The organism is Paenibacillus sp. JDR-2 (assembly GCF_000023585.1).
In the GTDB taxonomy this organism is placed as follows: Bacteria; Bacillota; Bacilli; order Paenibacillales; family Paenibacillaceae; genus Pristimantibacillus.
In genome coordinates this window covers 6763969-6789785 of sequence record NC_012914.1, presented here as the reverse complement: position 1 = coordinate 6789785, position 25817 = coordinate 6763969, and the positions used below count along the sequence as shown (strand labels likewise).

The window sequence follows — 25817 nt, the reverse complement described above, 5'->3', positions numbered from 1 at the left end:
GCCGGGGTCTTATCGGCCCTGTTTCTGCCCTGATGAGGGCGTTTAACGACCTCGCAGGGTCTTATTCTCTCGCCCTGCGGCAGTTTATGCCGCTTCGGGCGGTCATAACGTTGAGTTAAGGCCCTTTAGGGGCTTTAACTATAAAAACCAGCTACTTCTCCCGGCCGTTAAGGTCCCTTAGAGGCCTTAAGCCGTCTTTAACGGCAGCTATCCGCAGCCTCTTGCGACTTCTCCAGTACGTTAAGGCCCTTAAGGGGCCTTAACCATCAAAACTAGCTGCTTCTCCTGACCTTTAAGTTCCCTTAGGGACCTTAACCCGTCATTAGCCTTAGCTTTGGGCTGCCTTGGACGTAGCTAAGGATATGGGAATACTCGCTCAAGAAAGAAAGTGGAAATAAAAAGAGCTTCTGCCGGCTGGGTGGTCAGCCTTCAGAAGCTTTTTTTATTGTGCAACGTAGGTGTCAGATTGGAGAGAAGGAATGCGGCTTCGCATGCCGCGAAGACTATGGCACAAGCTTCGTGTTATGTTACTTAACACCGCCGATTGGTGCGGGCGTTCCTTCGCTTAGCAAGCTGCTGCGCCAAGCCGTGTAACGCTCCCATGCAGCCCCGCTGTCGAGCAGCGCTTTGCATTGGTACAACGCTTCTTCGACGGATTCGGAGCGGTCTGCAAGACGGAGCCGGACGGCGGCGTTAAGCAGTACCTGGTTCACGTAGCCGATGTGAGCCTTTCCTTGCAGGACGGCCTGGGCGGTCTCGATCTGTTCGGCAGCGCTCCATTCGGTTTTCTCCGGCAGCGTTGCCTCCATGCCGAATTCTTCCGGATCGATGACATGCAGCCTTGCTTCGCCGTTCTCAACGATATAGGTGCGGGTAGGGCGCTCGATGAACAGATCCTCGGAGCCCTCCGTCCCTTGCACGATAAGGGCCCGGCGGTATTTCAAGTCAGTGAGCAGCTTGCTCATCCGGTCAAAGACGGTATTATGGAAAACGCCAAAGACGAGGTACGGCGAATGGGAGAAATCGATCAGCTTCTCCGCTGTGTTCAGCACCGTACGCATGCCAAGTTCCTCGCGGATGTCCCGGAGCTCACCCAGTGGCGGGCACCATTCCTCGGTGTCCACGAACAGCACGCCGGTTGCTTTGGCCGCGTGCACTACGCGGTCCCGCGTAAGCTGAGCTTTGCCGATGCCTAGCTCGGCGAGCATATCCAGCAGCGTCACGCCCCATTTCGGCGGCAGCGACTTGGCGCCGTGCAGCGTAACGGGAAGACCGGCCGAGGCAAGCAGGAAGGCCGTAGCGAAGGAAGCGAAGAAGGTTTTTACCCGCCCGTCGTAAGGTCCCGCGCAGTCCAGTCCTTCCTGAATGGGTGCGCGGTAGGCGCTGTTCCGGCATACGTTTACGAACGCTTCCAGCTCCTCGACGCTTTCCATCTTAATCCGTTCGGCAATAAAAAAGGCGCCCATCTGGGCAGGGGTTGCTTTCCGGTTCATGATCCAGTCGGCCGCTTCCAGCGCCTCTTCGTAGGTTAAGTCCCTGGCGCCTCTTTTTCCGCGGCCGACTTCTTTTAATAGTTTAGTAAACATCGTCAGCACCCCTTTATTTCTGCTCTTGCAGCAGCTGATAGACTTTCACGATGGATGTCGCCACATCCACAATCCGCTTCCGCTCATTCATGGCCTGCTTGCGCAGCAGGTCATAAGCTTCCGCCTCGGATACCTGCTTTATTTTACATAGGATACCCTTTGCCATGTCAATCCACTTCCGCTCTTCCAGCCGCGCCTCCAGCTGCTTCCTCTCGTTCAGCCAATGCTGCCTTTCGAAGCAGGCCTTCGAGCCGAAATGAAGCGCCCAGTGCAGCTCCTGTTCGCTCATTGAGGGCGTGAGAATACCGTCGATCGGCAGATCATCCTCGCAAAAGGCAGCGGACATCGTTGCCGTATCCGCGCTGCACCACCAGAGCATGGGCAGCCTCTTGCGCTGCAAGAGCCTGTTGCCCCATGCCTTCACCTCGCCTAGCGGCAAATGAAAAACGACGGCATCGGCTTTCGGCAGATGGTTCTTGGCCGTTTCGTCCGAGCTTGCATACAATACGGAATAACCGTATGTCTCCAACATTTGCTCCAGCGGCTGCGCTTCAGCTTTTCCCCCGGGATTGTCGATCACTAACAGAGAACGCATGTCATCCTCCTCTTCCCCTACGAACGAAATATCATTTGTTATTATATATAACATGTAATGTGTAAAACTGTCGATACGCACAAATGTTCATTTTTTATGTCAAGTATGTTGACATGGATGTCGCGGCATTGTATAGTAGCGGTAACACACCGACAAGGCTTCCGGCTTTGCGGTACTACAATTCAATCTTTCATGAATACAATGGCGTATTCATTTGAAGCGGCAATGAAGCCTGTCTTCGTCTTTTGCGGGAATGCACAAGTGCGTCCTCGCGGAATCCGAAGCCAGGCTTTTTTTATTTTTCCATACAGATCAAGAGCTAGAGAGAGTGGAGAGGAGAATGACAATGGCGGATCGGAAGAAATTGGTGCTGGTTGGCAACGGAATGGCGGGGGTACGGGCAATCGAGCATCTGATCAAGCTCGCTCCGGATGCATATAGCATTACGATCTTTGGCTCGGAGCCGTACCCGAATTACAACCGGATTATGTTATCCTCGGTGCTTGCCGGCGGGACGGACATGAAGGATATCATCATTAACGACTGGGACTGGTACGCGGACAATCATATTCAGCTGCATGCCGGACATACGGTCACCAAGATTGATACGAAGCGGAAAAAAGTGTACTCCCAGCAAGGGGTTGAAGCGGACTATGACGTGCTTGTTATGGCAACGGGCTCGAATCCGTTTATGCTGCCTCTGCCTGGCGCGAACAAAGAGGGCGTAATCGGCTTCCGGGATATCCGCGACACCGAGATTATGCAGGAGACTTCCCAAAAGTATAAAAAAGCAGCCGTGATCGGCGGCGGCCTGCTTGGGCTTGAGGCGGCGCGGGGGCTGCTGAATCTGGGGATGGACGTACACGTTGTCCATATTAACGGCATTCTAATGAACCGCGAGCTGGATGAGCCGGCGGCACGGATGCTGCAGCGCGAGCTTGAGGCGCAAGGGATGAAATTCCTGCTCAGCAAGCAATCGGCATCCATTACGGGCAGACGCCGCGTGAAGGCTTTGCAATTCGCGGACGGCAGCGAGGTTGAAGCGGATCTTATCGTGATGGCGGTGGGGATCCGCCCGAGCGTTGAATTAGCGAAGGCATCCGGCATCGAAGTAGGCCGCGGGATTATCGTTGACGACTTCATGAGGACGAATATTCCGGATGTGTACGCGGTTGGCGAATGCGCCGAGCACCGGGGGATCGCTTACGGCCTGGTTGCTCCGCTGTATGAGCAAGGCGCCGTTCTGGCGAAGCTGCTGGCCGGCGTAGAAACGGAAGGCTACCAAGGCTCCGTTACTTCAACCAAGCTGAAAGTATCCGGTGTCGACGTATTCTCGGCAGGCCAATTTAACGAAGGACCAGGCACTAGAGCCTTGCGTATTCAAGATGATGTAGCGGGCACATACAAGAAGATTGTGATAAAAAACGGAAAGCTTGTAGGAGCCGTACTGTTTGGCGATACAACCGACGGTGCCGAGCTGTTCTCGATTATGAAGAAGGGCGAATCGATTGAGGGCAAGGAGAAGGAGCTGCTGCTTGGCTTCTCGCCTGCGGCAGGTGGAGGCTCTTCGCCATTGGATCGGCTGGCTGCGATGCCAGGCGATGAAATTGTCTGTGGCTGTAACGGCGTATCGAAGGGAGCAATTGCCGATGCTGTTCAGAATAAAGGCTGCAATACGCTGGCCAGCCTTAAAGGCTGCACGAAAGCTTCCGCTTCCTGCGGCGGCTGCAAGCCTCAAGTGGAAGGCTTGCTGAAGCTATACGCCGGCGATGCGGCAGGCGTGCCGGTGAAGGAAGGCATCTGCGGATGTACCGAGCATTCCCGTGACGAGATCGTTGCGGCCATCAAGGAAATGCGCCTCATGACGGTCAAGGAAGTCATGAACGTGCTGGGATGGAAGAACGAAGGGGGCTGCACGAAATGCCGCCCATCGCTGAACTACTACCTCGGCATGCTGTGGCCGGGGGAATACGAGGATCAGAAGGAATCGCGCTTCACGAACGAGCGCTACCACGCGAATATTCAGAAGGACGGCACTTATTCGGTTGTGCCTCGCGTCTACGGCGGCGTAACTACGCCGGCCGACCTGATCAAAATCGCTACCGTCGCAGAGAAGTACGAGGTTCCGATGGTGAAGTTCACCGGCGGACAACGGCTTGACCTCCTGGGCGTGAAGAAAGAAGACCTGCCGAAGATCTGGGAAGAGCTTGATATGCCTTCCGGCCATGCTTACGGCAAAACGCTCCGCACGGTAAAAACCTGCGTAGGCAACACTTTCTGCCGCTTTGGCACACAAGATTCGATCGCCATGGGGATTCGGATGGAGAAAGCCTACGAGCGAATGACGGCTCCGGCGAAAGTAAAGCTAGCCGTATCCGGCTGTCCGCGCAACTGCGCGGAAGCAACGATTAAGGATCTTGGTATCGTCGCAATCGACGGTGCCTGGGAGCTTCACGTAGGCGGCAACGGCGGTATACATGTACGTGCGACTGAACTGCTATGTACGGTGAAGACGGAGGATGAAGTGATGGAATGGTCCTCGGCTTACCTGCAATATTACCGCGAGAATGCGACTTGGAACGAACGTACCGCGCAATGGATTGAACGCGTTGGTCTGGATCATGTCAAGAAGGCGCTCGAGAAACGGGAAGATCGTCTGGCCTTGGTTGAACGTCTTGAGAAGACGCTTAGCTATACTACAGATCCATGGAAAGAAATCATCGAGAACAAAGAGCTGCGCAAAAACTTCGAGCAATTATCCACTCCACAGCCGGTTCAAGGATAGGGGGCTTCTATATGGTGACAAAGGTGCTAGTAGCGAAAATATCGGAGATCGACGTATTAGGCTCTCGTACGGTAAAGATCGACAACACGGACGTTGCGATCTTCCGCCTGGCAGACGGCAGCGTGAAGGCAGTCGAGAACAAATGCCCGCATAAGGGCGGCAGGCTCTCGGAAGGGATGGTGTGCGGCACGGCCGTACACTGCCCGCTGCATGACTGGAAGATTGACCTGAAGAGCGGACGCGTGCATGAGCCGGACGACGGCTGCATCAAGACGTTTGAGACAGAGATTGATCCGGGCAGCGGAGAGATCTATATCACCTTGTAGAGCAGAGTAGAGACAACAAGGTGAATGCTTTCGAAGTATGAATCATCACAATAGCCCGTACATGGGCTATTGTGGTGATGATTCATTTAACGTGAATGCTTTCGAAGTATGAATCATCACAATAGTCCGTACATGGGCTATTGTGGTGATGATTCATTTAAGGTGAACGCTTTCGAAGTATGAATCATCACGATAGCCCGTACATGGGCTATTGTGATGATGATTCATTTAAGGTGAATGCTTTCGAAGTATGAATCATCACAATAGCCCGTACATGGGCTATTGTGGTGATGATTCATTTAACGTGAATGCTTTCGAAGTATGAATCATCACAATAGTCCGTACATGGGCTATTGTGGTGATGATTCATTTAAGGTGAACGCTTTCGAAGTATGAATCATCACGATAGCCCGTACATGGGCTATTGTGATGATGATTCATTTAAGGTGAATGCTTTCGAAGTATGAATCATCACGATAGCCCGTACATGCGCTATTGTGGTGATGATTCATTTAAGGAGGAATGGAACATGGACTACGTGAAACCGGCTGAAGTACTGGAATCGATGGTAGAAGCAGGGACGGCGAAAGCGGAGATGAGCGCCTCGCAAATGCTGATGAGAGGATTTCTAGGAGGCGGCATCCTGGCTTTTGCAACAACACTCGCCTATACGGCAACAACGCAAACGTCACTTGCTCTAACCGGAGCTATTATTTTCCCGATCGGCTTTGTGATCATCGTTCTTCTGGGACTCGAGCTTGTGACAGGCAGCTTTGCGCTTATTCCTCTATCGGTTTTCAAACGGAAAACCTCCCTATCCCGCATGATGGTCAATTACGGGCTTGTCATTATCGGTCACTTGATCGGCTGTGCGGTATATGCGGCTTTATATGGCATGGCGATTACGAAGATGGGGACGGATATGTCGAATCCGCTCGCCCAAATGCTCATTCAAGTCAGTGAGACAAAGACATTGGGTTATCAAAAAATGGGCTTCGACGGCATTATTCTTGTGTTCATCAAGGCGATTCTGTGCAACTGGATGGTAACGCTTGGCGTTGTGATGGCGATGACCTCGAAATCGACCTTGGGCAAAATCGTTGCGATGTGGCTGCCGATTCTGATGTTCTTCGAGCAAGGCTTCGAGCATGCGGTCGTTAATATGTTTGTCATCCCTGCCGGCATGATGCTTGGCGCTGACGTATCGGTTGCGGACTGGTGGCTGTGGAACCAAATTCCGGTGCTGCTTGGCAACTTTGTAGGCGGTGCTTTGTTTACCGGCTTTATGTTCTACTGGTCGCATAACAAGAAGGCAAAGGACTACGAAAGCTCTTCCTCTTCCGCAAAGTCGGGTCTCCCGGCCAAACCGGCACTTGCTGCCGAGAAAAGCGGCCTGTGATGCGGGCGGCGGCAACGGGGAAGGTATACATTGTTGGAGCGGGCCCCGGTGACCCGGAGCTGATCACGGTGAAGGCGATGCGGCGAATCGGGCTGGCGGATGTGATCCTGTACGACCGACTCGTGAACGAAGAGCTGCTCGCATACGCCCGCCCGAATGCGGAGCTGGTGTACTGCGGCAAAGCGCCTAATGCACATGCGATGCCGCAGGAGGAAATTAATGCAGCGCTTGTTTCTTACGCCAAGCAAGGGAAGACGGTCGTCCGCCTGAAAGGGGGCGACCCCTTCGTCTTCGGGCGCGGCGGCGAGGAGGCGCTGGAGCTGGCGGAGCACGGCATCGAGTGGGAGATCGTGCCGGGCGTCACGTCTGCCATAGGGGCTGCGGCCTCGGCGGCAATTCCGCTGACGCATCGCGGGAAGGCAGCGTCCTTTGCCTGCGTGACCGGCAATCGCTGCCACGGCGACCAGGAGCCTGTGCGCTGGGATTTGCTTGCGCATAGCGTGGATACGCTGGCTATCTACATGGGCGTCAGCCAGCTCGCCGTCATCCGCGAGGAGCTGCTGAAGCACGGCAAGGCAGCAGCTACGCCGGTTGCGATTATTGAGCGCGGCACAACAAGCAAGCAGCGCGTTATTACGGGAACGCTTGCCGACATTCATAAGCTGGCGGTATCTTTTAAAGTGGTCAACCCGGCGCTGATCATTGTGGGCGAAGTGGTCAGGGTTCGCGAGCAGCTCCTGCTGGCAGAGCAGCAGGCGGAAGCCTGGGTCATGTGATCATTCTCCAAAATAGGCGTGGTTTTACAAAAAAAACGGATTGACAGTTATTTCTTCGGATGGTAAAGTGACAAATATCTTAAACAAATCGAAAGGAGGATTACGGCATGAATCCAATTGTAGGCGTTCATCAACTGTTTAACCAAATGCATACTAAATTTATGAGCGTAATCCATCCGCGCGTCGAATCTCTTTGATCTTTAGGGGTATCCCATTAGAATCAAAGGCGCATGGTTACGTAACCGTAACCGTGCGCCTTTTTTGATGCAGCGGGCCAACTTGTGCCCGATTGCTGCCAAAGGAAGCGTATCGTTATCTAACGGTGCGCTTCCTTTTTTTGCGGTTTTGTGGGGGAAGATGCTTGGATGGAAACGGGAGGTGTCTAACAGAAACTATGTTTATCGTACTTAAGAAGCTTCGATGGTTTTTCGCAATGAATTGGAAAAGATATACGCTAGCCTGCGTACTGCTGATCATCACGGGCTTTCTCGACGTGATTCCGCCATGGCTGATCGGCCATACGATTGACGGGATTCATCAGGGCAGGCTGGACGCTACGGGCTTTATGCAGGTCGTGGCGGGCTGGATCGCCGTAACGGTGGTCGGCTACGCCATCACTTACGTGTGGCATTATAAGCTGTTTGGAGGTGCCTTCGTTCTGGAGCGGCTGCTCCGGTCGAGGCTGATGCGTCACTTCCTCAAGATGTCGCCAACCTTCTATGAACGGAACCGGACGGGCGACCTGATGGCCCGTTCCACGAATGACTTGAATGCGGTTGCTACAACAGCCGGGTTCGGCATTCTGACGCTGATTGACTCCACTTTCTTCATGCTGACGATTCTTGGCATTATGGCGGCACTGATCAGCGTTAAGCTGACGCTGGCGGCGCTTCTGCCGCTGCCGTTCATCGCGCTTGCGATGAAGCATTTCGGAGGTAAAATCCATGAGCGCTTTATGCAGTCGCAGGACGCTTTCGGCGAATTAAATGACCAGGTGCTGGAATCGGTATCGGGGGTGCGGGTTATCCGCGCTTTCGTGCAGGAGGAAGCAAACCAGGATCAATTCCGCAAGAAAACCGATGAGGTCTTTCAGAAAAATATCGAGGTGGCCAAGATCGATGCGCTCTTCGAGCCAACGATCAAAATACTGGTCGGCCTCAGCTATCTGATCGGCTTATGCTACGGCGGCTATCTCGTGTTCCACAGCGAGATTACGCTTGGCGAGCTGGTCTCCTTCAACGTCTACCTCGGGATGCTGATCTGGCCGATGTTCGCGATCGGCGAGCTGATCAACATTATGCAGCGGGGCAACGCTTCGCTTGACCGGGTAGAAGAAACGCTTGGTTACAAGCCCGATGTGCAGGATGCGGAGAACACCATTGACGTGACCGCGCCGGCAACGATTGCATTTGGCGATGTGACGTTCCGTTATCCGTCGTCGGTGGTAGACAACTTGAGCGACGTGAACATCAGTCTGCGCCAAGGACAGACGCTGGGTATCGTCGGCCGTACGGGCAGCGGCAAAACAACGCTGCTCAAGCAGCTGCTGCGCGAATATCCGGTTGGTGCCGGCGAAATCAAGATTACCGGCCAGCCGCTGGAGAAGCTGCCGATGGATCGGCTCCTTGGCTGGATCGGCTACGTGCCGCAGCAGCCGATTCTGTTCTCGAAGACGATTCGCGAGAATATTATGTTCGGCAAGAAAGGCGAAACGACGGAAGAGGATATGCAGCGTGCCCTTGCAAGGGCATCCTTCGCCAAGGATATTCAATTCCTGCCGGATGGGCTGGAAACGATGGTAGGCGAGAAGGGCGTTGCGCTCTCCGGCGGTCAGAAGCAGCGGGTCAGCATCGCCCGTGCGCTTATCGCCGATCCGGAAATATTGATGCTGGACGACGCGTTGTCCGCGGTAGACGGACGGACGGAAGCCGAGATTATCGAAGGCATCCGGACGGAACGCGCCGGCAAAACGACACTGATTACGACTCACCGGCTGTCCGCGGTGCAGCATGCTGACCACATCATCGTGCTGGATGAAGGACGTATTGTTCAGCAGGGTACCCACGATCATCTTGTGAAGCAGGATGGCTGGTACAGAGAGCAGTACGAGCGGCAGCAGCTGGAGTCGCTCATTGAATCATAGGAAAGAGAGGCGTTTACGAACAATGGGTCAAACAGGTAAACGATTGTTTCAATACGCCATGCTTTATAAAAAACCGATCATTGGAGCGTTAGTTCTGCTCCTGCTGGCCGTATGCGCGGAGCTCGCGGGGCCGTTTATCGCAAAGCGGATGATCGATCAGAATATTCTCGGCATCGAGAAGAGCTGGTACGAGGTTGCGGCGGATGAGCCGTACGCAGTCTCTTATAAAGATAAATGGTATAAGCGCGAAGACCACTTCGCAGCCGGCGAAGCCAAAGGCGCCGAGGTGCATCTGCTTCAAGCCGGCAGAAAATTTTACTGGTATGAAGGTGCCCTTCCCGCAGTGCAAGGCGTACGCAAGGTAACGGATGGCCAGATGACCGTCACCGACAAAACAACCGGAGAGAATGCCGCATTCCCGGTTGCCCTGATTTCTGCTAAGGAGCTGTATCAGTTCTACAAGCCGGAAATTCCAAGCCTGATGAAGCTTGCCGGACTCTATGTCGGACTTCTTGTGCTTGGCGCGGTATTCACTTACGGCCAGCGGCTCTTGCTGCAGACATCCGCGAACCGGATTGTCCGGCGCATGCGCAATGACGTATTCGCCCATACGCAGCGGCTTCCGGTGAACTACTTCGATACGCTCGCCGCCGGGCAGGTCGTTTCCCGGATTACGAATGATACGGAGGCCATCCGTGAGCTGTACGTCGCGGTACTCGCGAACTTCTTTTCCGCGATCGTATACATGACGGCGATCTATGGAGCGTTGTTCCTGCTGGATCCAAGACTTGCGCTGTTTGCGCTGCCGCTGGTACCGATCCTGCTCGTATGGATTAATCTGTACCGTCGCTTTGCGGCCCGTTACAACCGGATTATCCGGACGAAGCTAAGCGAGATTAACGCGATGATCAACGAATCCATCCAAGGGATGGCGATTATCCAGGCGTTCCGCCGTCAGAAAGAGACCTTTAAAGAATTCGACGAGCTGAACGAGCATTATTTTACGTATCAGAACAAGCTGCTCAGCTTGAACTCGATTACGTCGCATAACCTGGTCAACGTCGTTCGTAACATCATCTTCCTTATCGTGATCTGGTTCTTCTGGGGCGACTGGTTTGGCGCTGCCATCGGGGTTGGCGTACTGTATGCGTTCGTTGATCTGATGAACCGGATGTTCCAGCCGATTGTTGGCGTCGTGAACCAGCTGTCCAATCTGGAGACGGCAAGGGTATCCGCGGAGCGGGTATTTACCCTAATGGATCAACCGGGCGTTGAGGTTGAACCGGGCACGATGGAGCGTTACAAGGGCGAAGTGAAATTCGATAACGTTTCGTTTGCCTACAAGAAGGATGAATACGTACTCAAAAATATCTCCTTCACCGCCCGCCAAGGCGATACGGTGGCTTTGGTTGGCCATACGGGCTCCGGTAAAAGCTCGATTATGAACCTGCTGTTCCGGTTCTACGATTCGAATGAAGGCAGCATCGTTATCGACGGCAAGGATGTGCTGAATATTCCGAAGCAGCATCTGCGCCAGCATATGGGCATCGTTCTGCAGGACCCGTTCCTGTTCACCGGTACCATTGCCTCGAACATCAGCCTGAACAATCCGGCGATCAGCCGGGAGCGGGTGGAGCAGGCGCTCCGCGACGTTGGCGCCTACGACATGTTCGCGCAGCTTCCGGGCGGCATCGATGCGGAAGTGATCGAGAAGGGCAGCACGCTGTCCGCCGGTCAACGCCAGCTGATCTCATTCGCACGGGCACTCGCTTATGACCCCGCGATTCTGATTCTTGACGAAGCAACGGCAAGCATCGATACAGAGACGGAGGCCATCATTCAAGAAGCGCTGGATGTGCTGAAGAAGGGCCGTACGACGTTTGTTATTGCTCACCGTTTATCAACAATCCGCCAGGCGAATCAGATTCTGGTGCTGGACCGCGGCAGAATCGTCGAACGCGGCAACCACGATGAACTGATGGATCACCGCGGCAAATATTTCGCGATGTACCAGCTGCAGCAAGGCTCGGCTGTTACCGCATCCTAAGCCAAGACCGGACAGGGGAAGGGTTCTCCCCGGTTCCGGTTATGAAAAAAGCACCTCCATGCAGCCGCTTGGCTTGATGGAGGTGCTTTTTTGCTTGGCTTTTATTCCGTCTTGAACGTATCAATCGCTTTGTTCAGTTCGGATGCAAGGTTACGCAGCTGAGCGGACGAGCTTGCAACCTCCTGCATGGAAGCGAGCTGCTCTTCGGAAGCGGCTGCCACGCGCTGGGACTGGATGGAGGATGCCTCGGCGATATGCTCCAGCTGATCAAGCGAAGCTGCGATCTCCTCGCTGCCTGCCGACATTTGCTCGGATGCCGCAGAAACCTCCTGGATTTGCGCGGATACCTGGCGGATAGCCTCGTGGATGGAACGGAACGATTCGCCTGCCTGATGGGAGACGGAGCTGCCTTCGCGGGCGCCCTCGGCTGCTTTTTCCATCGAGAGAACAGCTTCGCTGGTCCGGCTGCTAATGCCGCTCAGGATTTCGTTGATTTGATCCGAAGATTCCTTCGAGCGTTCGGCCAGCTTGCGAATCTCATGGGCAACAACGGCAAAACCTTTGCCATGCTCGCCTGCACGGGCAGCTTCAATCGACGCATTAAGTGCGAGAAGGTTCGTTTGCTTGGATACTTCGCCAATCATCTCGAGAATGGAGCCGATTTGGCTGTTCATTTGCTGCAGCTCCTGCATGACGGATACCGTTTCGCTGACATTTTGCTCAATTACCTGCATTTGGTTGACAGTCCGGTTAATAACCGTATCGCCGGCATTGGCAAGCTCGGAAGCGTCGGTAGCCAATTCGGATACGGAAGAGGAGGATTCCGCAATCCGCTGGATGCCTACGGTCATTTCGTTCATCGCGCGCTGGCATTCCTGGAAGCTCTGCAGCTGCGTATCCGCTCCGGCGGCAACCTCTTGAATGGCATGAGCAACTTCCTCGGTAGCACGCGAGGTCTGCTCGGCGCTTTCCTGCATGATGGAGGATGAACCTGCTACCTCATTAGAAGTAGACCGAATATGGCTGGCTAGCTGACGGAGGCTAGCGATCATTTCATTAAAGGCATGGGAAGCTTGGCCGATCTCGTTGCCTGTAGTGACCGGTACCGTGACGGTCAGGTCGCCTTTTGCGGCAAGAGCGGCTACTTGGCTGAGTCGCTTCAAAGGCCTAATGGCAAACCGTACGATTACTACGATAAGGATAATGGCTATTGCATCGCAGATAATCCCGATGTTAATGACCTGCCACATCCGGCGGTCGAGCTCGGCTTGCACGTTGTCGTAATCGAAGTCGACGCCAAATACCGCGACTGTTTTATTGGAGTTGTCTTTAATCGCCATCAGATAAGAGACCCATTTCCCCATCTCATCCTCGTAGGTAGCCACTCTGGCGAAACCGTCCTTCAAGGCTTTATCATAGCTCTTTACGAACCCGGGGGAGAGTGCGTACGGGGTTCCTGGTGTAAGCCCTGCTTTCGTAAGCGCTCCGGTGCCTTGCAGCGTAGTGAGATAGGTTTTTCCGTCCTTCTCGTGTAAATCCGGTTGCAGAACGTAGACGTTGGAAACTTGGTCGTTGGAGTTCATAGCCTCCAGAAATAACGATAAATTGTAAAAGTCCGTGGAGCCTTGCGTTTTTCCTTTTTTCATCTGCTCCTGCGCAGAGGTGATAAGGTCGATTTTGGCGCTGGTAATATTGCCAAGGGTTTTGACCGTACGGGACATTTCTTCGAAGTAGGCATCCTTCTGATTGCTGCTCGTAATCGATACCATCGCTCCGATCGTAGCTAGAAATAGAAGGGCAAGCACAACGGAGCTGACGAGCGCTAAACTGGTTTTTCTCTTCTTGAACATTTCTTAATCCCTCGTTCTTTATGTAGTTGATCGGCTGCGGGAGCAAAGAAGTCTTGGTCTTTGACCAACTATAACAGCCAAATATTAAATAAGTTCGCGGGGCCATGTTAGAAAAGTATTTGGCATCGGTACTTACTCCTTTTTTCGGCGTATGTGGACCCGGAGTTTAGTTCTGAGACAATTCTAATCTTTGGCAAAGTGCTAAAAACTAGCGATGTTCAAAATCTGTTCATAGAAGAGGAATACAATGGAAACGTTATTGAAAATCCTGGATGGAAAGGCGGAATATTATGCGTAGAAGCAAAGCGATCGCGGCAAGCTTGATGGCTCTTACCCTTGCGCTTGGAGGAGGATTGGCTTACGCGGCCGGCTCCGACTCGTCTGCAACGGCTTCATCTTCCGTGGCATCGGATCAGGCGTCGTCGTCCGGAGTGCAGCAGGATAAGCACGGTAAGTTTGCCGGCAAGCGCGGCGGATTTGCCCAGCTGGCCGGTTTGGAGAGCAAGCTGGCGGACTATTTGAAGCTGTCGGCGGAAGAGCTGAAGACCAAGCTTGAGACGTCTACCTTGGCTGAAGTTGGGGCGGCGCAAGGGATCAGCCGCGAGGACCTGAAGGCGAAACTCTTGGAATGGATTGATGCAGCGGCAGCGGCTATGCCGAAGAAGGATGATACGGCGGCAGAAGGAGAGTCGGTCAAAAAGCCGGATAGCTCGGCCATTGCCGATAAGCTGCTTGATTCGAAAGGGTTCGCTGCAGCCGGGAAAGGCTTTGCAAGCAAAGGGCAAGGACATGGTACGGGTGGTTTAGCATTTGGCGATAAAGAAGCACTAGCCAAGCTGCTCGGATTAACGTCGGATGAACTTAAGACTGCACTTAAAGATGGTCAGACACTTGCTGCTATTGCGGACAAGCAAGGCGTAAACGTGCAAAGCGTGATCGACCTTGAGGTAAGCGCCGTAAAGGCCAAGCTTGACGAGGCACTCGCGAGCGGCAAGCTTACGCAGGAGGAGTACGATGCGAAGCTGAAAGCGGTCACGGATGAGGTGACGAAGCAAGTAAACGGCGAGTGGGAAGCACATAAGGGCGGACGCGGCGCCTTTGAGGGCGGCGCCCACTTCGGCGGGGGCCGCGGTGGCAAGTGGCAAGGCGAAGCCGGCCAACAAGCAGCGCCGGCGGCTACAAGCTCGACCACGGCTTAATAGAAATGCGGAATGCGGTACGCGCAGGGAATTGCGCTACCGCATTTCTTTGTTTTGCTTGTATCTGGTGAGGGTGGAGAGCAAAATAGCAGGAAAAAACCGTGTTACAGTGGGGTTAGCATGGTCACGTGGGGCCCAAATAGCTCAATAAGACGGTTTTTCCGTACTACAGAGGCTGGAGTGGTGGCGTGCAGGCTGCGAAGAGCCAAATAAGAGGAAAAAACCGTGTTACAGTGGGGTTAGCATGGTCACGTGGGGCCCAATTAGCTCAATAAGACGGTTTTTCCGTACTACAGAGACTGGAGTGGTGGTGTGCAGGCTGCGAAGAGCCAAATAAGAGGAAAAAACCGTGTTACAGTGGGGTTAGCATGGTCACGTGGGGCCAAAATAGCTCAATAAGACGGTTTTTCCGTACTACAGAGACTGGAGTGGTGGCGTGCAGGCAGCGAAGACCCAAATAAGAGGAAAAAACCGTGTTACAGTGGGGTTAGCGTGGTCGCGTGGGACCCAATTAGCTCAATATGACGGTTTTTCATAGTTAGAGCGCCCAGCCGCTCGACAGTGGCGCGCGGCAACCACCACTTGCCAGACAGAAACAAAGAAAGGACGGAGCAGAAGCTGCTCCGTCCTTTTTTCGCTTAGTTAGGCTTTCAGCACGTCGTGGTCGACGTAACGCTCGCCGTTCAGCTCGCTGATGATGTTGATTGCCACTTTGGCGCCGTCGCCTGCGGTGATAACCGCATGCACGCTGACGCCGGCAACCGTACCCGCTGCCCATACGCCAGGGATGTTGGTGCGGCCGGCCGGGTCTACATCCGCCACGGTTTTGATGCGCGGCTCCGTGCCCGGTTTTGTCGCTACGCCGATGTGCTCCGCCAGATCAACCAAAGCGCCGGTTGCCAGCAGCACATGCTTCGCCTCGTAAGTGCCTTGGTCCGTAACAACGGACAAGCCGCCTTCGATTGGCGATACGCCCGTAACGGTCTCTTCTTTTAACTCTGCGCCGAGCCGGACGGCTTGCTTCTTGCCTGTATCCACAAGATCGGGGCCGCCGATCTCGGTAATGCCGTAATAGTTCTCAAACCATGCCCGCTTGGTCATCCCTTTATTATTCTCGAGCAATAACGTTTGCTTGCCTGCTTTTGCCGTAAAGATTGCTGCGCTTGCACCGGCAGGACCGGCGCCAATAACGATGATATCGTACATCATTCCAGCCTCCTACGTAACATTAGTAAGTTTCACCAATATTATAAGTCCGGCTGGTGGGGACAAGCAATCGCTCCAGCCTTTTCATAAAATTTTCAAATTATTGGCTTGTATCTTGGTTGACTGACGACTAATCCTTTTGTTATAGTTCTACTGTCTAATAGTTCTACAGTGAAACTAAATGATTGTTAACGAGAGGGATACGGACATGGTGATAGACAACGATATGCTGGGGCAGCTCATCCGCAGATACGAGGGGGCGCATTTTACCGTTGAACGCAGGCTGACGGCCATGTTCCGCGATCTGATGCCGAATGAGCTGACCTTTGAGCAATCTTCGACGCTCCGTTATTTGCGGACGGTAGGCGTATGCACCTCGACGGAGCTTGCGGATACGTTTTGCGTGGGAAAAAGCTCGATCACCGCGATTATAACGCGGTTATTCGATAAACAGCTGCTGGAGAGAACGCCGGACGAGAAGGACCGCCGCGTCACGCTGCTGCGGCTGACCGACGAAGGCATACGGATGGCCGATGCGGTGGAACGCAAAATCCAGGAACTGATCGCGAAGTATTTGCAGCATTTTGACGAACAGGAAGCACTTGCGTTTATTGAGACTTATGAGAAGCTGGCCATGGTTATGTCACAGCCGCCGGGAGACGGAGAGGAGTTAGAGAAAAAATGAAGACGGTAATCAAAGCAAGATGGATTCTCCTTGTAGTCTGGATAGCGGTAATGGTTGGGCTTATGCTAAGCGCCCCTAATATGCAGGATCTTGTCCGCGAGAAGGGGCAGGTGAACGTGCCCGACGGCTATTCCTCCACAATCGCCGCAGACATGGAGAAGGCAATTGGCACGAAGGATTCCGGGGTAGGCGGCGCTTCTACGGTGCTCGTCTTTCATAAGGACGGAGGGTTGTCGGATGATGACCTGACCAGTATACAAGGCGGCATTAACAAGCTGAAACAAGAGAAAGACGAGCTGCGCATCACTTCGCTGACGACGCATTTCGATACGCCGGAGCTGGCGAAGCAAATGGTGGCGGAAGACGGTTCCACCGTGCTCGTGCTCGTCAACGTGAACCTGGACGGAGCGGATCTCGCGCAGGTCCGCGATCATCTGTACGACGCGATTAAAGACATCAAGATTGAGCATTATTACACCGGCAACTGGCTTATTTCGGAGGACGTTGTCACAAGCTCGCAGGAAGGGCTCAAGAAAACCGAATTTATTACCGTCGGCTTCATTCTTATTATTCTGTTCGTGGTGTTCCGTTCGGCAGTAGCTCCGATTGTGCCGCTTCTGACGGTAGGTTTTTCTTACATGGTGACGCAGTCCATCGTTGCTTTTCTCGTTAAATACATGGACTTCCCGCTCTCCAACTTTACGCAGATTTTCCTCGTTGCCGTGTTGTTCGGGATCGGGACGGACTACTGTATTTTGTTGATCAGCCGCTTTAAGGAAGAGCTGTCGCACCGCGGCGGGAATATTCCGGAATCGATTGTGGCTACTTACAAAACAGCGGGCAGAACGGTTCTCTTCTCCGGTCTGGCTGTACTGGTCGGCTTCGCCTCCATTGGCTTCTCGACCTTTATCCTGTACCGCTCGGCGGTGGCGGTAGCCGTCGGGATCGCCGTACTGCTTTTGGCCTTGTTTACGGTCGTACCGTTCTTTATGGCGACGCTTGGACCCAAGCTCTTCTGGCCTTCGAAAGGCTCGCTGGAGCATAAACCTAGCGGCTTGTGGGGTGCTGTCGGCAACTTCTCGCTGAAACGTCCGATCTGGGCGCTTGTTATTTTGGCGGTACTGGTCGTGCCGTTCCTCACTGCATACAAAGGTTCCTTGTCGTTTAACTCGCTCGACGAGATTGGCGATAAATATGATTCAGTCAAGGCATTTAACATAATCGCGGACAGCTTTGGTCCAGGCGAATCGCTGCCAACGACGGTAGTCATGAAATCCGATAAACCGCTCGATACCTCGGATGGACTGGCGGCGCTTGAGCAAATCAGCCGCGAGCTTGGCAAGGTTGACGGCGTAAAAGTGGTCCGAAGCGCGACACGCCCGACTGGCGATGCGATGGACGATTTTCTAGTATCCGACCAGGTGGGAACGCTGGAAGACGGACTTGGGCAAAGCAATGACGGGCTTGGCAAAATCGGCTCCGGCTTATCCGATGCCAGCTCCGAGCTGAGCAAAAACGGGCCCAAGCTGAACGATGCGGCAGCCGGCGCCGGCAAGCTGGTGGATGGTACCAATGCACTGAAGAGCGGCATCGACCAGCTGGGTACCGGACTGAAGCAGATTGAACGCGGTCTGCAGGACGGTTCTGCCGGAGCCAAAGAATTAACGGCCGGGCTGAAGCAGGCCAAAGCAAGCGCCGAACAGCTAGCGGCTGCAAGCCAGGATCTGCTGAAGGGCTATCAGCAGGCGGGCAGCGGATTAACGCAGCTTACGCAGGCTTATCAATCGGTTGCATCCGAGCAGGCGAGGCTTGCAGACGGATTGTCGAGTCTCGAGCAAGGCATCACGGGGCTTAGCGCAACCCATCCGGAGCTCGCGGAGGATGCGGCTTACCAGCAAGCATTAAGCTCGGTGAAGCAGCTTGGACAGGAAGCTTCCGGTCTAAGCGGGCAGATGACCCAGCTTAATGCGCAGCTTACCGGCGTAAGCGGCGGGCTGGACAAAGCAAATGCCGGCTACAAGCAAGCGGCTGACGGGCAAACGGCGCTTGCTGCGGGACTCGCCAAGCTGGCAAGCGGTATTTCCGATTTGCAAAAAGGCATTGAGCAGGCCGCGAACGGCCAAGGCCAGATTGTCTCGAAGCTGCCTGGCGTTACGCAGGGTCTGGATCAACTGTCGAATGGGCAGAAAGAGCTGCAGTCCGGCTTTACGGAGCTGAACGGCCAGCTTGGTCAACTGACGGATGGACTGGATCAAAGCGTCGACGGCTTGACGCAGGTAACGGACGGATTGTCTTCGGCAAAAGGGTATCTGAATGAGCTGTCCTCTTCGCCGAATAAGCAGATGACCGGCTGGTTCATCCCGGATGAAGCGATTAAGAATGACGACTTCCAGCAAGCGCTGAACGTTTATTTGTCCGAAGACCGCAAATCGGCGAAGTTTGACGTCGTCTTCAGCGGCAACCCGTACGAGGAAGAAACGATGTCGCGGATTGATGATCTGGAAGCGTCAGTGGGCCGCGGCGTGCAAGGGACTCCTTATGACGGCCATGTCACTTACGCGGTTGGCGGCGTCTCCAGCATGAACAATGATTTGAGCAATATTTCGAACGCGGACTATTCCCGCACGGTTATGCTCATGATTATCGGCATCGCGATTATTTTGATTATTTTGTTCCGTTCCATCATCATGCCGCTGTATATGATTGCTTCACTGCTCGTGACGTTCTATACGTCCATGGCGATTACCGAAGTCATCTTCGTCCGGATGCTGGGGCATACCGGTATCAGCTGGGCGGTTCCGTTCTTCGGGTTCGTTATGCTTGTGGCGCTGGGTATCGACTACAGCATCTTCCTGATGGACCGCTTCAAGGAATACCGCGATCAGCTGTCTCCAACCGAAGCGATTCTGGCCGCGATGAAAAACATGGGCACCGTCATTATGTCGGCAGCCGTCATTCTGGGCGGTACCTTTGCGGCGATGCTTCCTTCGGGGGTTATGTCGCTCTTGCAGATCGCCACAATCGTGCTCTGCGGCTTGTTCCTGTACGCGCTGGTGATGCTGCCGCTGTTCATTCCGGTTATGGTGCGGATGTTCGGTAGAGCGAATTACTGGCCGTTTATGAAAGAGGATGGAGAGCGAAATGTCCCTTTGAGAGGGCAGGAGGTTCATACCCATTCTAAAGATATGTAATAAAAAGCGGCTGTGCCGGGGATAACCCTGGCATAGCCGCTTTTGCTTATTGGCAGGCTTTAACGGCCGGACCTGCCCGAGGTCGGGCTAATAGTTATTGGCTATACGCTCTACGTTGGAGATTGTCCAACGTAGAAGCTCTTGTTTTCCCATTGAAGCAGCCTACGCTGGGTTTTATCCAATAGTTTTCGCTCATTTTAGCTTCTTTGGCCCAAATATACGCATTTCGTTGGAGTAGATCCAGTGTAACTTTAATAACCGGGCTTTAGCGCTCCGTTATGCTGGATGAACTCCAACGTAGGCGAAGGGGATGAGGGTTCGAGCAAACAAGTATAAGTCAAAGAAGTCCTCTCGTCGTCGGGAATGACGCATAAGAGGACTTCTTTTTAGATATCCGCCAGCACCGTGCCGCCGTAGACAAAGGCGATACAGATGACGATTGCGGGATGGACTTTTTTGCGCTCCATCAGCCAGTAAGCAACGGCTGCAATGCCTAGCGTCTGCCACAGGTTAGTGGAATGAATCGACGTATCGAACATTTGCCAGGTGAGAAGCACCATCATGATGGCGACAACCGGCTGGACAAGCAGGGTCATTCCTTTAACAATCGGGGATTGGCGATGCTTCTGCAGCAGCTCAAGCAGGAAAATAAGCGCTACAGCGGAAGGGACTATCGTTGCCGCAAGAGCTAGGACCAGGCCGGGCCAGCCGGCAACATCATAGCCGATAAACGCGGCGATCTTGGTCGCGATTGGTCCGGGCAAAGCGTTGCCCAGCGCAAGTATATTCGAGAATTCGGAATCGTTCGTCCAGCCGTAATGCGTGACGATCTGGTTGTACATAAGCGGGATGGAAGCAGGACCGCCGCCATAACCAAGCACGTTGGCAACGAAGAAGCCGATAATAAGGTCAAGCCAATCCATTAGTCGCCGCCTCCTTCAGAGCGTACGCGCCGGTTGTTTTTCCACTTGGCAACCCAGCCCGCTGCTTTGAAATGTACCGCCCCGTACGCGAGAAAGGCGACGATAACGATTGCATCTTCAATATTAATAATTTGTAAGAGTAGAAAAGCAACGGCAAACATCGCGAAGCCCATCCATTTGCCAAGCCCTTTGACGGCACGGTTCGCGAATTCGTAAGCCATAACCCCGAGCATTACGGCAATGACCGGAATAACGGCGGAGATCATCCCCTGAATGACAGTCGAACCGCTCAAATACTGCACCACCGACAGCAGCGCGATCATGGCGATGGCCGAAGGCAAAATGTGCGCAAGAACGGCAACGACAGCGCCAAGCCAACCCTTGCGGCGGTAGCCGAGATAAGCGGCCATTTTAGTGGCGATAGGTCCCGGGAGAGCGTTAGCCAGCGCTAAAATCTCAGCGAATTCATCGTCATCGATCCAATGATAGCGGGTAACGGCTTCATAACGGATAAGCGGAATAACCGACGGTCCGCCGCCATAGCCTAATACACCGGTTTTGACCATGGCCCATGCGATGTGGCCGTAATCGGTTAAGCCTGAAGGTCTTCCGGTTTGAGGCGGGTTTGTGCCCGGCTCCAAAGAAGTTGTTGTTTCCATGCTACAGCCTCATTCCCATCCGACTTTTGTATCGGTTAATCAACACCTGGCAGTCGACGCCCATAATGCCGGGCAGCGGGTACAGCTTCTCCCGCATAAAGGTCTCCATTTCCTGATTGCTCGTAAACAATCCATGCATATGCAGCTTGCTTGGGCCCGTCATATGATACAGGCTGGTGACAACAGGCTCGTCGGCTAAACGGTCCGCGGCTTCATGAAGATACTTGGGTTCTACCTCCACGTTAAAAAAAGCGCTGACCGTAATGCCGATCTTCTCCGGATTAATAACGGCGGTGAACCGCTCGATGACGCCCTCTTCCATTAACGTATTGATGCGGGCCTGCACGGCGACACGGGATAACCCGATGTCTTTGGCCAGGTCGGTGTAAGAAATTCTGCCGTTTTGATGCAGGGCGGAAATGATTTTGCGATCGATTTCGTCGATCTGAACGTTCTCGATTGGACTTGAAGTGCGGTGATGCATGCTTAGTCTATCTCCTCTCTATTGCTTCTGTATATGCAAAAGGTATGTAAAATCGAAAGATTCATTACCATATGCATAAATATATAGCGTTTTTTGTTCATCATCAACAAAAATCGCGGAAATAGCTTTCTTTTTCGTTGCCGGGTCCCGGGGGGCGTGATATTTTAAATCTATATGGTTAGTAAACCTGACTTACGAGGTGGCATGGGGATGAAGAAGCCGGTTACGGGTACAAAAGCGATGGTGGTAAGTCCGCATCACTTAGCAACGGCGGCAGGCGCGCGCGTAATGGAACGGGGAGGCAATGCGTTTGACGCGGCGGTTGCGGTCAGCGCTTGTCTGGCGGTTGTTTATCCGCATATGACGGGCGTAGGGGGGGATGCTTTTTTCCTTTCTTATCATGCTTCGGACGGGGAAATGCGGGCTTATAATGCAAGCGGACGGTCGGGAGGCGAAGCAACCATTGAAGCCTTTGCCGATGTAGAGGGGATTCCGACAAGAGGACCGCGCAGCGCCATTACGGTTCCCGGCATGGTCGACGGCTGGTATGCGGTGCAGAACCGTTACGGCCGCTTGACGTTTGCCGAAGTGCTGGAGTCGGCGGTCTCGTATGCGTCGGAAGGTTTCCCGATGTCGCCCGATCAATTTGAACATACCAAGCAGCATGCCGCCATGCTGGGGGAGCAGACGGCTACGGCTGAAATCTATATGCCGGGCGGGCGTGTAATTCCGGCTGGAGAAAGGTTTGTCCAGTCAAAGCTCGCGGCAACCTTAAGCACCATTGCGGAAAAAGGAAGGGACGCCTTCTATCATGGAGAAGTCGCCGCCGAGATTGTCCGGTTTCTGCAGACCGAAGGCGGGCTGCTGACGGAGGAGGATTTCGCCGCGCATAGCGGCGAGTGGATAGAGCCAATCCGCGGTTCCTATCGCGGTTACGATATCTATCAGGTGCCTCCGAATTCGCAGGGCTTCACCGGCATAATGGCTTTGCAAATCCTTGAGCAGTTTGATCTGGCGGCCATGGGGCATGGTTCTTATGAGTATTATCACGTGTTGACGGAGGCGCTGAAGCTGAGCTTCCGCGACCGCAACCGGTATTTGACGGATCCATCCTTCTCGGCCGTTCCGCTTGACCGGCTGCTCAGCAAGGAATATGCGTCGGAGCTTGCGGCTTCGATTAAAAAAGATGCTGCCGTAGATATCAACAGCCAGCCGGTTGGCAGCGATACCGCGTATGCGGCCGTTGTGGATGAGGACGGCAATGCGGTTTCTTTTATCCAAAGCTTATACTTTGAATTTGGCTCGGGTGTTGTGGCGGGAGATACCGGCGTGCTGCTGCAGAACCGCGGTTCGTTCTTCTCGCTTGACCCGAACCATATTAACCGGCTGGAGCCGCGCAAGCGTACCTTCCATACGCTGATGCCGGCAATGGCTTGCTTGAACGGCAAACCGGGCTTTTTGTATGGCACGCAAGGCGGGGAAGGACAGCCGCAGACGCAGACGCTGATGCTGACGCGGATGATCGACTTTGGCATGAATCCTCAGCAGGCGGTTAGCGAGCCGCGGTTTGTATGGGGACGTACTTGGGGGGCTCCAACGCAGGAGTTGAAGCTGGAAGGACGAATTCCGGAAGAGTCAGCCGAGAAGCTCGAGAAGGCGGGACATCTTGTCCGCAGGCTGCCTGACTTCGATGGGATAATGGGGCATGCTCATGCCATTGCGATAAGCAAAGACGGTCTGCTAAGCGGAGGAGCCGACCCGCGTTGCGACGGATCGGCAATTGGCTGGTAGACGGATGGATATAGAGGGAGGGATTATTCCATGATCGATACGTACAAAGCGTTTGTAGAGCCGGAGCTTGAGCTGCCGCCGGTCGGAGAGGGACCGCTTCGCGGCCTGACATTTGCGGTAAAGGATGTATTTGCGATAAAAGGGTACACGAGCGGGGCCGGCAATCCGGATTGGCTTCGTACGCATTCGCCTTGGGAGAAGACGGCCTCTTCGATCAGCAAGCTGCTGGCATCGGGCGCGCGCCTCACAGGCACAACCCATACCGATGAATTGATGTACAGCATTAACGGACAAAACGATCATTACGGCACGCCGGTTAATCCGAAGGCACCGGACCGGATACCTGGCGGGTCGTCCAGCGGTTCGGCGGTTGCGGTGGCGGCGGGCGCTGTCGACTTCGCGCTTGGCACGGATACGGGCGGCTCGGTCCGGGTGCCCGCCGCGTATTGCGGGATTTACGGATTCCGGCCGACGCATGACTTTGTTTCCATTGACGGGGTTATTCCGCTCGCTCCAAGCTACGATACCGTCGGCTGGATGGCAAGAGACATCTCTCTGCTGCGCCAAGTGGGCGATGTTTTGTTACCCGGAACTACCGATGCGGAAACGCCGCGGCAGGATTTTCGCAGGCTGATCTTTGCCGAGGAAGCGTGGGAGAAGGCGGAGCCTTCCTGCCGCAAGGCGCTGGGGAGCGTCTGCATACAGCTTGTACAGACGGAAGGCATGACGCAGGAATGGCGATCGGTCGCGCCGGAAGGTCTGGAGGCTTGGAGCCATGCTTTCCGCACGACGCAAGGGCGGGAGATCTGGCAGACGCATGGCGAATGGATTGTCAGGGAGAAGCCGGTGTTTGGCGAAAGCATTGGCGCGAGATTTGCTTCGGCAAGCACGATATCGGGCGCCGAAGCCGAGAGGGATGGCGCGTTGCGGGAAATTATTCGGAAAAGGCTGCGGGAGCTGCTTGGCGACGACGGTCTGCTCATCATTCCGACGATCCCGGGCACCGCTCCAAGCCGGACGATTCATGGGCCTGCCGTTGAAGAACGCCGGTTCCGCACGATGCAGCTATCCTGTATAGCAGGGCTGTCGGGGCTTCCGCAGGTAACGATTCCGGCAGGCGAGGTTGATGGCGCGCCAATCGCGTTGTCGGTTATAGCGGGCGTGAAGCAGGACCTCAAGCTGCTGCGCCGGGCGGAACAATTCGAGAAGGGGAGGTAAAGCGATGAAGCTGGCTACGATTGTGCATGAAGGTGTGGAGCTGGGCAGCATAGCCGTACCCGAAGGATATGTAACGCTGGCGGAGCTGAACCGTATCACGGGATCAGACTGGCAGACGGATGTATTTGGCCTTATTACAAGCGGTCGGCTGTCGGAGCTAACTGCCTGGTATAACGAAGGTGGTCAAGAGAGGCTAGCCTCATTGTCGATCATCCGAGCCGGGGAAGCAAGCCCCGTGCCGCTTTACCGCCATCCCCGCAAAATATGGGGAATCGGCATGAATTACGCGGCGGACGCGAGGCAGCTTGCTGCCCTTCGCGAAGAAGAGCCGGTAAGCTTTATGAAGCCGGATACGTCGATTATTGGCGACGGCGAGGATATTATGCTGCCTGCCCAATCCGAACGGGTGACGGCCGAAGCGGAGCTGGCGATTATTATCGGGCGGACATGCCGGAACGTATCGGAGGACGAAGCGCTGCTTGCCATTGCGGGTTTTGCGGCGGCGATCGATACGACGGCGGCAGATATTCACGCCCGGCATATGCGTTATTTGACCCGGGCGAAAAGCTTTGATACGTTCTTCACCTTTGGCTCCGAGCTGACCACGCCGGATGAAGCGGGAGAGCTGCCCGAGCTGCAAGTGGAGACGTGGCATAACGGCAGGCTGGCGCATGCCGCCAAGCTGTCGAATATGATTTTTCCGCCTGCTTTTCTGATTGCCTTCCACTCGCAGGTAATGACGCTGCTGCCGGGAGACGTTATCCTGACCGGGACGCCGGGTGCGGCCGTCATTCGGAGCGGTGATGTCATCGAATGCCGGATTAATGGACTGTCGCCGCTGCGGAGCGGGGTTCGTTAATCGTTTGCTTGCAAGCCTCAAGCCCGGTTTAGTATGATTTAGGTTGCATATGGGGACGACTGAGTACTAGAACCATATGCAATTGCTGAAACGGA

19 protein-coding genes are annotated in these 25817 nt (G+C 54.3%); 12 read left to right on the top strand and 7 right to left on the bottom strand.

Features of this window, described 5'->3' with window-relative positions:
* Positions 1–527: 527 nt before the first annotated feature.
* Together PJDR2_RS29775 and PJDR2_RS29770 are read right to left on the bottom strand one after the other, a co-directional pair.
* On the bottom strand, positions 528–1586 hold the full coding sequence (locus PJDR2_RS29775; RefSeq protein ID WP_015847459.1) for an anthranilate phosphoribosyltransferase: 1059 nt from the start codon (positions 1584–1586) through the stop codon (positions 528–530).
* A 13-nt stretch (positions 1587–1599) separates the two neighbouring features.
* Positions 1600–2181 carry an ANTAR domain-containing response regulator gene (locus PJDR2_RS29770; RefSeq protein WP_015847458.1) on the bottom strand — a complete coding sequence of 194 codons (582 nt, stop codon included), beginning with the start codon at positions 2179–2181 and terminating at the stop codon, positions 1600–1602.
* A 346-nt stretch (positions 2182–2527) separates the two neighbouring features.
* Between PJDR2_RS29770 and nirB the strand changes: the two genes are divergently transcribed.
* From nirB to PJDR2_RS29740, 6 genes are all read left to right on the top strand, one after another.
* Positions 2528–4966: a nitrite reductase large subunit NirB gene (gene nirB, locus PJDR2_RS29765; RefSeq protein ID WP_015847457.1), complete on the top strand. Its 2439-nt coding sequence runs from the start codon at positions 2528–2530 to the stop codon at positions 4964–4966.
* Positions 4967–4977: 11 nt separating this feature from the next.
* Positions 4978–5292, top strand: coding sequence for a nitrite reductase small subunit NirD (gene nirD, locus PJDR2_RS29760; RefSeq protein WP_015847456.1), 315 nt, complete (start codon positions 4978–4980; stop codon positions 5290–5292).
* A gap of 529 nt (positions 5293–5821) precedes the next feature.
* A complete protein-coding gene (locus PJDR2_RS29755) occupies positions 5822–6691 on the top strand; it encodes a formate/nitrite transporter family protein (protein WP_015847455.1) in 870 nt (289 codons plus the stop codon).
* On the top strand, positions 6691–7467 hold the full coding sequence (gene cobA / locus PJDR2_RS29750; RefSeq protein WP_015847454.1) for a uroporphyrinogen-III C-methyltransferase: 777 nt from the start codon (positions 6691–6693) through the stop codon (positions 7465–7467). The genes PJDR2_RS29755 and cobA overlap by 1 nt, the downstream gene beginning before the upstream one ends.
* Positions 7468–7861: 394 nt before the next feature.
* Complete coding sequence (locus PJDR2_RS29745) at positions 7862–9610, top strand: ABC transporter ATP-binding protein (RefSeq protein WP_015847453.1); 1749 nt, start codon at positions 7862–7864, stop codon at positions 9608–9610.
* Between the two features lie 22 nt (positions 9611–9632).
* Complete coding sequence (locus tag PJDR2_RS29740) at positions 9633–11657, top strand: ABC transporter ATP-binding protein (protein ID WP_015847452.1); 2025 nt, start codon at positions 9633–9635, stop codon at positions 11655–11657.
* Positions 11658–11758: 101 nt separating this feature from the next.
* On the opposite strand, the gene PJDR2_RS29735 is transcribed toward PJDR2_RS29740, so the two are convergent.
* Positions 11759–13507, bottom strand: coding sequence for a methyl-accepting chemotaxis protein (locus PJDR2_RS29735; protein ID WP_015847451.1), 1749 nt, complete (start codon positions 13505–13507; stop codon positions 11759–11761).
* Positions 13508–13797: 290 nt separating this feature from the next.
* On the opposite strand from PJDR2_RS29735, the gene PJDR2_RS32210 reads away from it, so the two are divergent.
* A complete protein-coding gene (locus PJDR2_RS32210; protein ID WP_015847450.1) occupies positions 13798–14706 on the top strand; it encodes a hypothetical protein in 909 nt (302 codons plus the stop codon).
* Positions 14707–15348: 642 nt separating this feature from the next.
* Here PJDR2_RS32210 and PJDR2_RS29725 read toward each other — a convergent pair.
* Positions 15349–15912, bottom strand: coding sequence for an FAD-dependent oxidoreductase (locus PJDR2_RS29725; protein ID WP_041613704.1), 564 nt, complete (start codon positions 15910–15912; stop codon positions 15349–15351).
* 208 nt (positions 15913–16120) lie between these two features.
* Between PJDR2_RS29725 and PJDR2_RS29720 the strand changes: the two genes are divergently transcribed.
* Complete coding sequence (locus tag PJDR2_RS29720; RefSeq protein WP_015847448.1) at positions 16121–16597, top strand: MarR family winged helix-turn-helix transcriptional regulator; 477 nt, start codon at positions 16121–16123, stop codon at positions 16595–16597.
* Positions 16594–19788, top strand: a complete 3195-nt coding sequence (locus tag PJDR2_RS29715; protein ID WP_015847447.1) for an MMPL family transporter — start codon at positions 16594–16596, stop codon at positions 19786–19788. The genes PJDR2_RS29720 and PJDR2_RS29715 overlap by 4 nt, the downstream gene beginning before the upstream one ends.
* 386 nt (positions 19789–20174) lie before the next feature.
* Here the strand turns inward: PJDR2_RS29715 and PJDR2_RS29710 are convergent, their stop codons facing one another.
* From PJDR2_RS29710 to PJDR2_RS29700, 3 genes are all read right to left on the bottom strand, one after another.
* Entirely contained in the window at positions 20175–20711 is a 537-nt protein-coding gene (locus PJDR2_RS29710) for a chromate transporter (RefSeq protein ID WP_015847446.1), read from the bottom strand.
* Entirely contained in the window at positions 20711–21277 is a 567-nt protein-coding gene (locus tag PJDR2_RS29705) for a chromate transporter (protein WP_265525218.1), read from the bottom strand. The genes PJDR2_RS29710 and PJDR2_RS29705 overlap by 1 nt, the downstream gene beginning before the upstream one ends.
* A gap of 94 nt (positions 21278–21371) precedes the next feature.
* Positions 21372–21854, bottom strand: coding sequence for an Lrp/AsnC family transcriptional regulator (locus tag PJDR2_RS29700; RefSeq protein WP_015847444.1), 483 nt, complete (start codon positions 21852–21854; stop codon positions 21372–21374).
* Positions 21855–22064: 210 nt separating this feature from the next.
* On the opposite strand from PJDR2_RS29700, the gene ggt reads away from it, so the two are divergent.
* Genes ggt through PJDR2_RS29685 form a run of 3 tightly spaced genes read left to right on the top strand, consistent with a single transcriptional unit; the run spans position 22065 to position 25722 of the window.
* Positions 22065–23645, top strand: a complete 1581-nt coding sequence (ggt, locus tag PJDR2_RS29695) for a gamma-glutamyltransferase (RefSeq protein WP_015847443.1) — start codon at positions 22065–22067, stop codon at positions 23643–23645.
* A 30-nt stretch (positions 23646–23675) separates the two neighbouring features.
* Complete coding sequence (locus PJDR2_RS29690; RefSeq protein ID WP_015847442.1) at positions 23676–24863, top strand: amidase; 1188 nt, start codon at positions 23676–23678, stop codon at positions 24861–24863.
* Between the two features lie 4 nt (positions 24864–24867).
* Positions 24868–25722, top strand: a complete 855-nt coding sequence (locus PJDR2_RS29685; RefSeq protein ID WP_015847441.1) for a fumarylacetoacetate hydrolase family protein — start codon at positions 24868–24870, stop codon at positions 25720–25722.
* The last annotated feature ends 95 nt before the right edge of the window (positions 25723–25817 follow it).

Bases quoted from the DNA above. Each gene is read 5' to 3' on its own strand.
- PJDR2_RS29775 (WP_015847459.1), bottom strand. From the start codon at position 1,586: ATGTTTACTAAACTATTAAAAGAAGTCGGCCGCGGAAAAAGAGGCGCC.
- PJDR2_RS29710 (WP_015847446.1), bottom strand. From the start codon at position 20,711: ATGGATTGGCTTGACCTTATTATCGGCTTCTTCGTTGCCAACGTGCTT.
- PJDR2_RS29770 (WP_015847458.1), bottom strand. From the start codon at position 2,181: ATGCGTTCTCTGTTAGTGATCGACAATCCCGGGGGAAAAGCTGAAGCG.
- cobA (WP_015847454.1), top strand. From the start codon at position 6,691: ATGCGGGCGGCGGCAACGGGGAAGGTATACATTGTTGGAGCGGGCCCC.
- PJDR2_RS29685 (WP_015847441.1), top strand. From the start codon at position 24,868: ATGAAGCTGGCTACGATTGTGCATGAAGGTGTGGAGCTGGGCAGCATA.
- PJDR2_RS29700 (WP_015847444.1), bottom strand. From the start codon at position 21,854: ATGCATCACCGCACTTCAAGTCCAATCGAGAACGTTCAGATCGACGAA.
- PJDR2_RS32210 (WP_015847450.1), top strand. From the start codon at position 13,798: ATGCGTAGAAGCAAAGCGATCGCGGCAAGCTTGATGGCTCTTACCCTT.
- ggt (WP_015847443.1), top strand. From the start codon at position 22,065: ATGAAGAAGCCGGTTACGGGTACAAAAGCGATGGTGGTAAGTCCGCAT.
- PJDR2_RS29755 (WP_015847455.1), top strand. From the start codon at position 5,822: ATGGACTACGTGAAACCGGCTGAAGTACTGGAATCGATGGTAGAAGCA.
- nirD (WP_015847456.1), top strand. From the start codon at position 4,978: ATGGTGACAAAGGTGCTAGTAGCGAAAATATCGGAGATCGACGTATTA.
- PJDR2_RS29725 (WP_041613704.1), bottom strand. From the start codon at position 15,912: ATGTACGATATCATCGTTATTGGCGCCGGTCCTGCCGGTGCAAGCGCA.
- PJDR2_RS29745 (WP_015847453.1), top strand. From the start codon at position 7,862: ATGTTTATCGTACTTAAGAAGCTTCGATGGTTTTTCGCAATGAATTGG.
- PJDR2_RS29735 (WP_015847451.1), bottom strand. From the start codon at position 13,507: ATGTTCAAGAAGAGAAAAACCAGTTTAGCGCTCGTCAGCTCCGTTGTG.
- PJDR2_RS29740 (WP_015847452.1), top strand. From the start codon at position 9,633: ATGGGTCAAACAGGTAAACGATTGTTTCAATACGCCATGCTTTATAAA.
- PJDR2_RS29715 (WP_015847447.1), top strand. From the start codon at position 16,594: ATGAAGACGGTAATCAAAGCAAGATGGATTCTCCTTGTAGTCTGGATA.
- nirB (WP_015847457.1), top strand. From the start codon at position 2,528: ATGGCGGATCGGAAGAAATTGGTGCTGGTTGGCAACGGAATGGCGGGG.
- PJDR2_RS29720 (WP_015847448.1), top strand. From the start codon at position 16,121: ATGGTGATAGACAACGATATGCTGGGGCAGCTCATCCGCAGATACGAG.
- PJDR2_RS29690 (WP_015847442.1), top strand. From the start codon at position 23,676: ATGATCGATACGTACAAAGCGTTTGTAGAGCCGGAGCTTGAGCTGCCG.
- PJDR2_RS29705 (WP_265525218.1), bottom strand. From the start codon at position 21,277: ATGGTCAAAACCGGTGTATTAGGCTATGGCGGCGGACCGTCGGTTATT.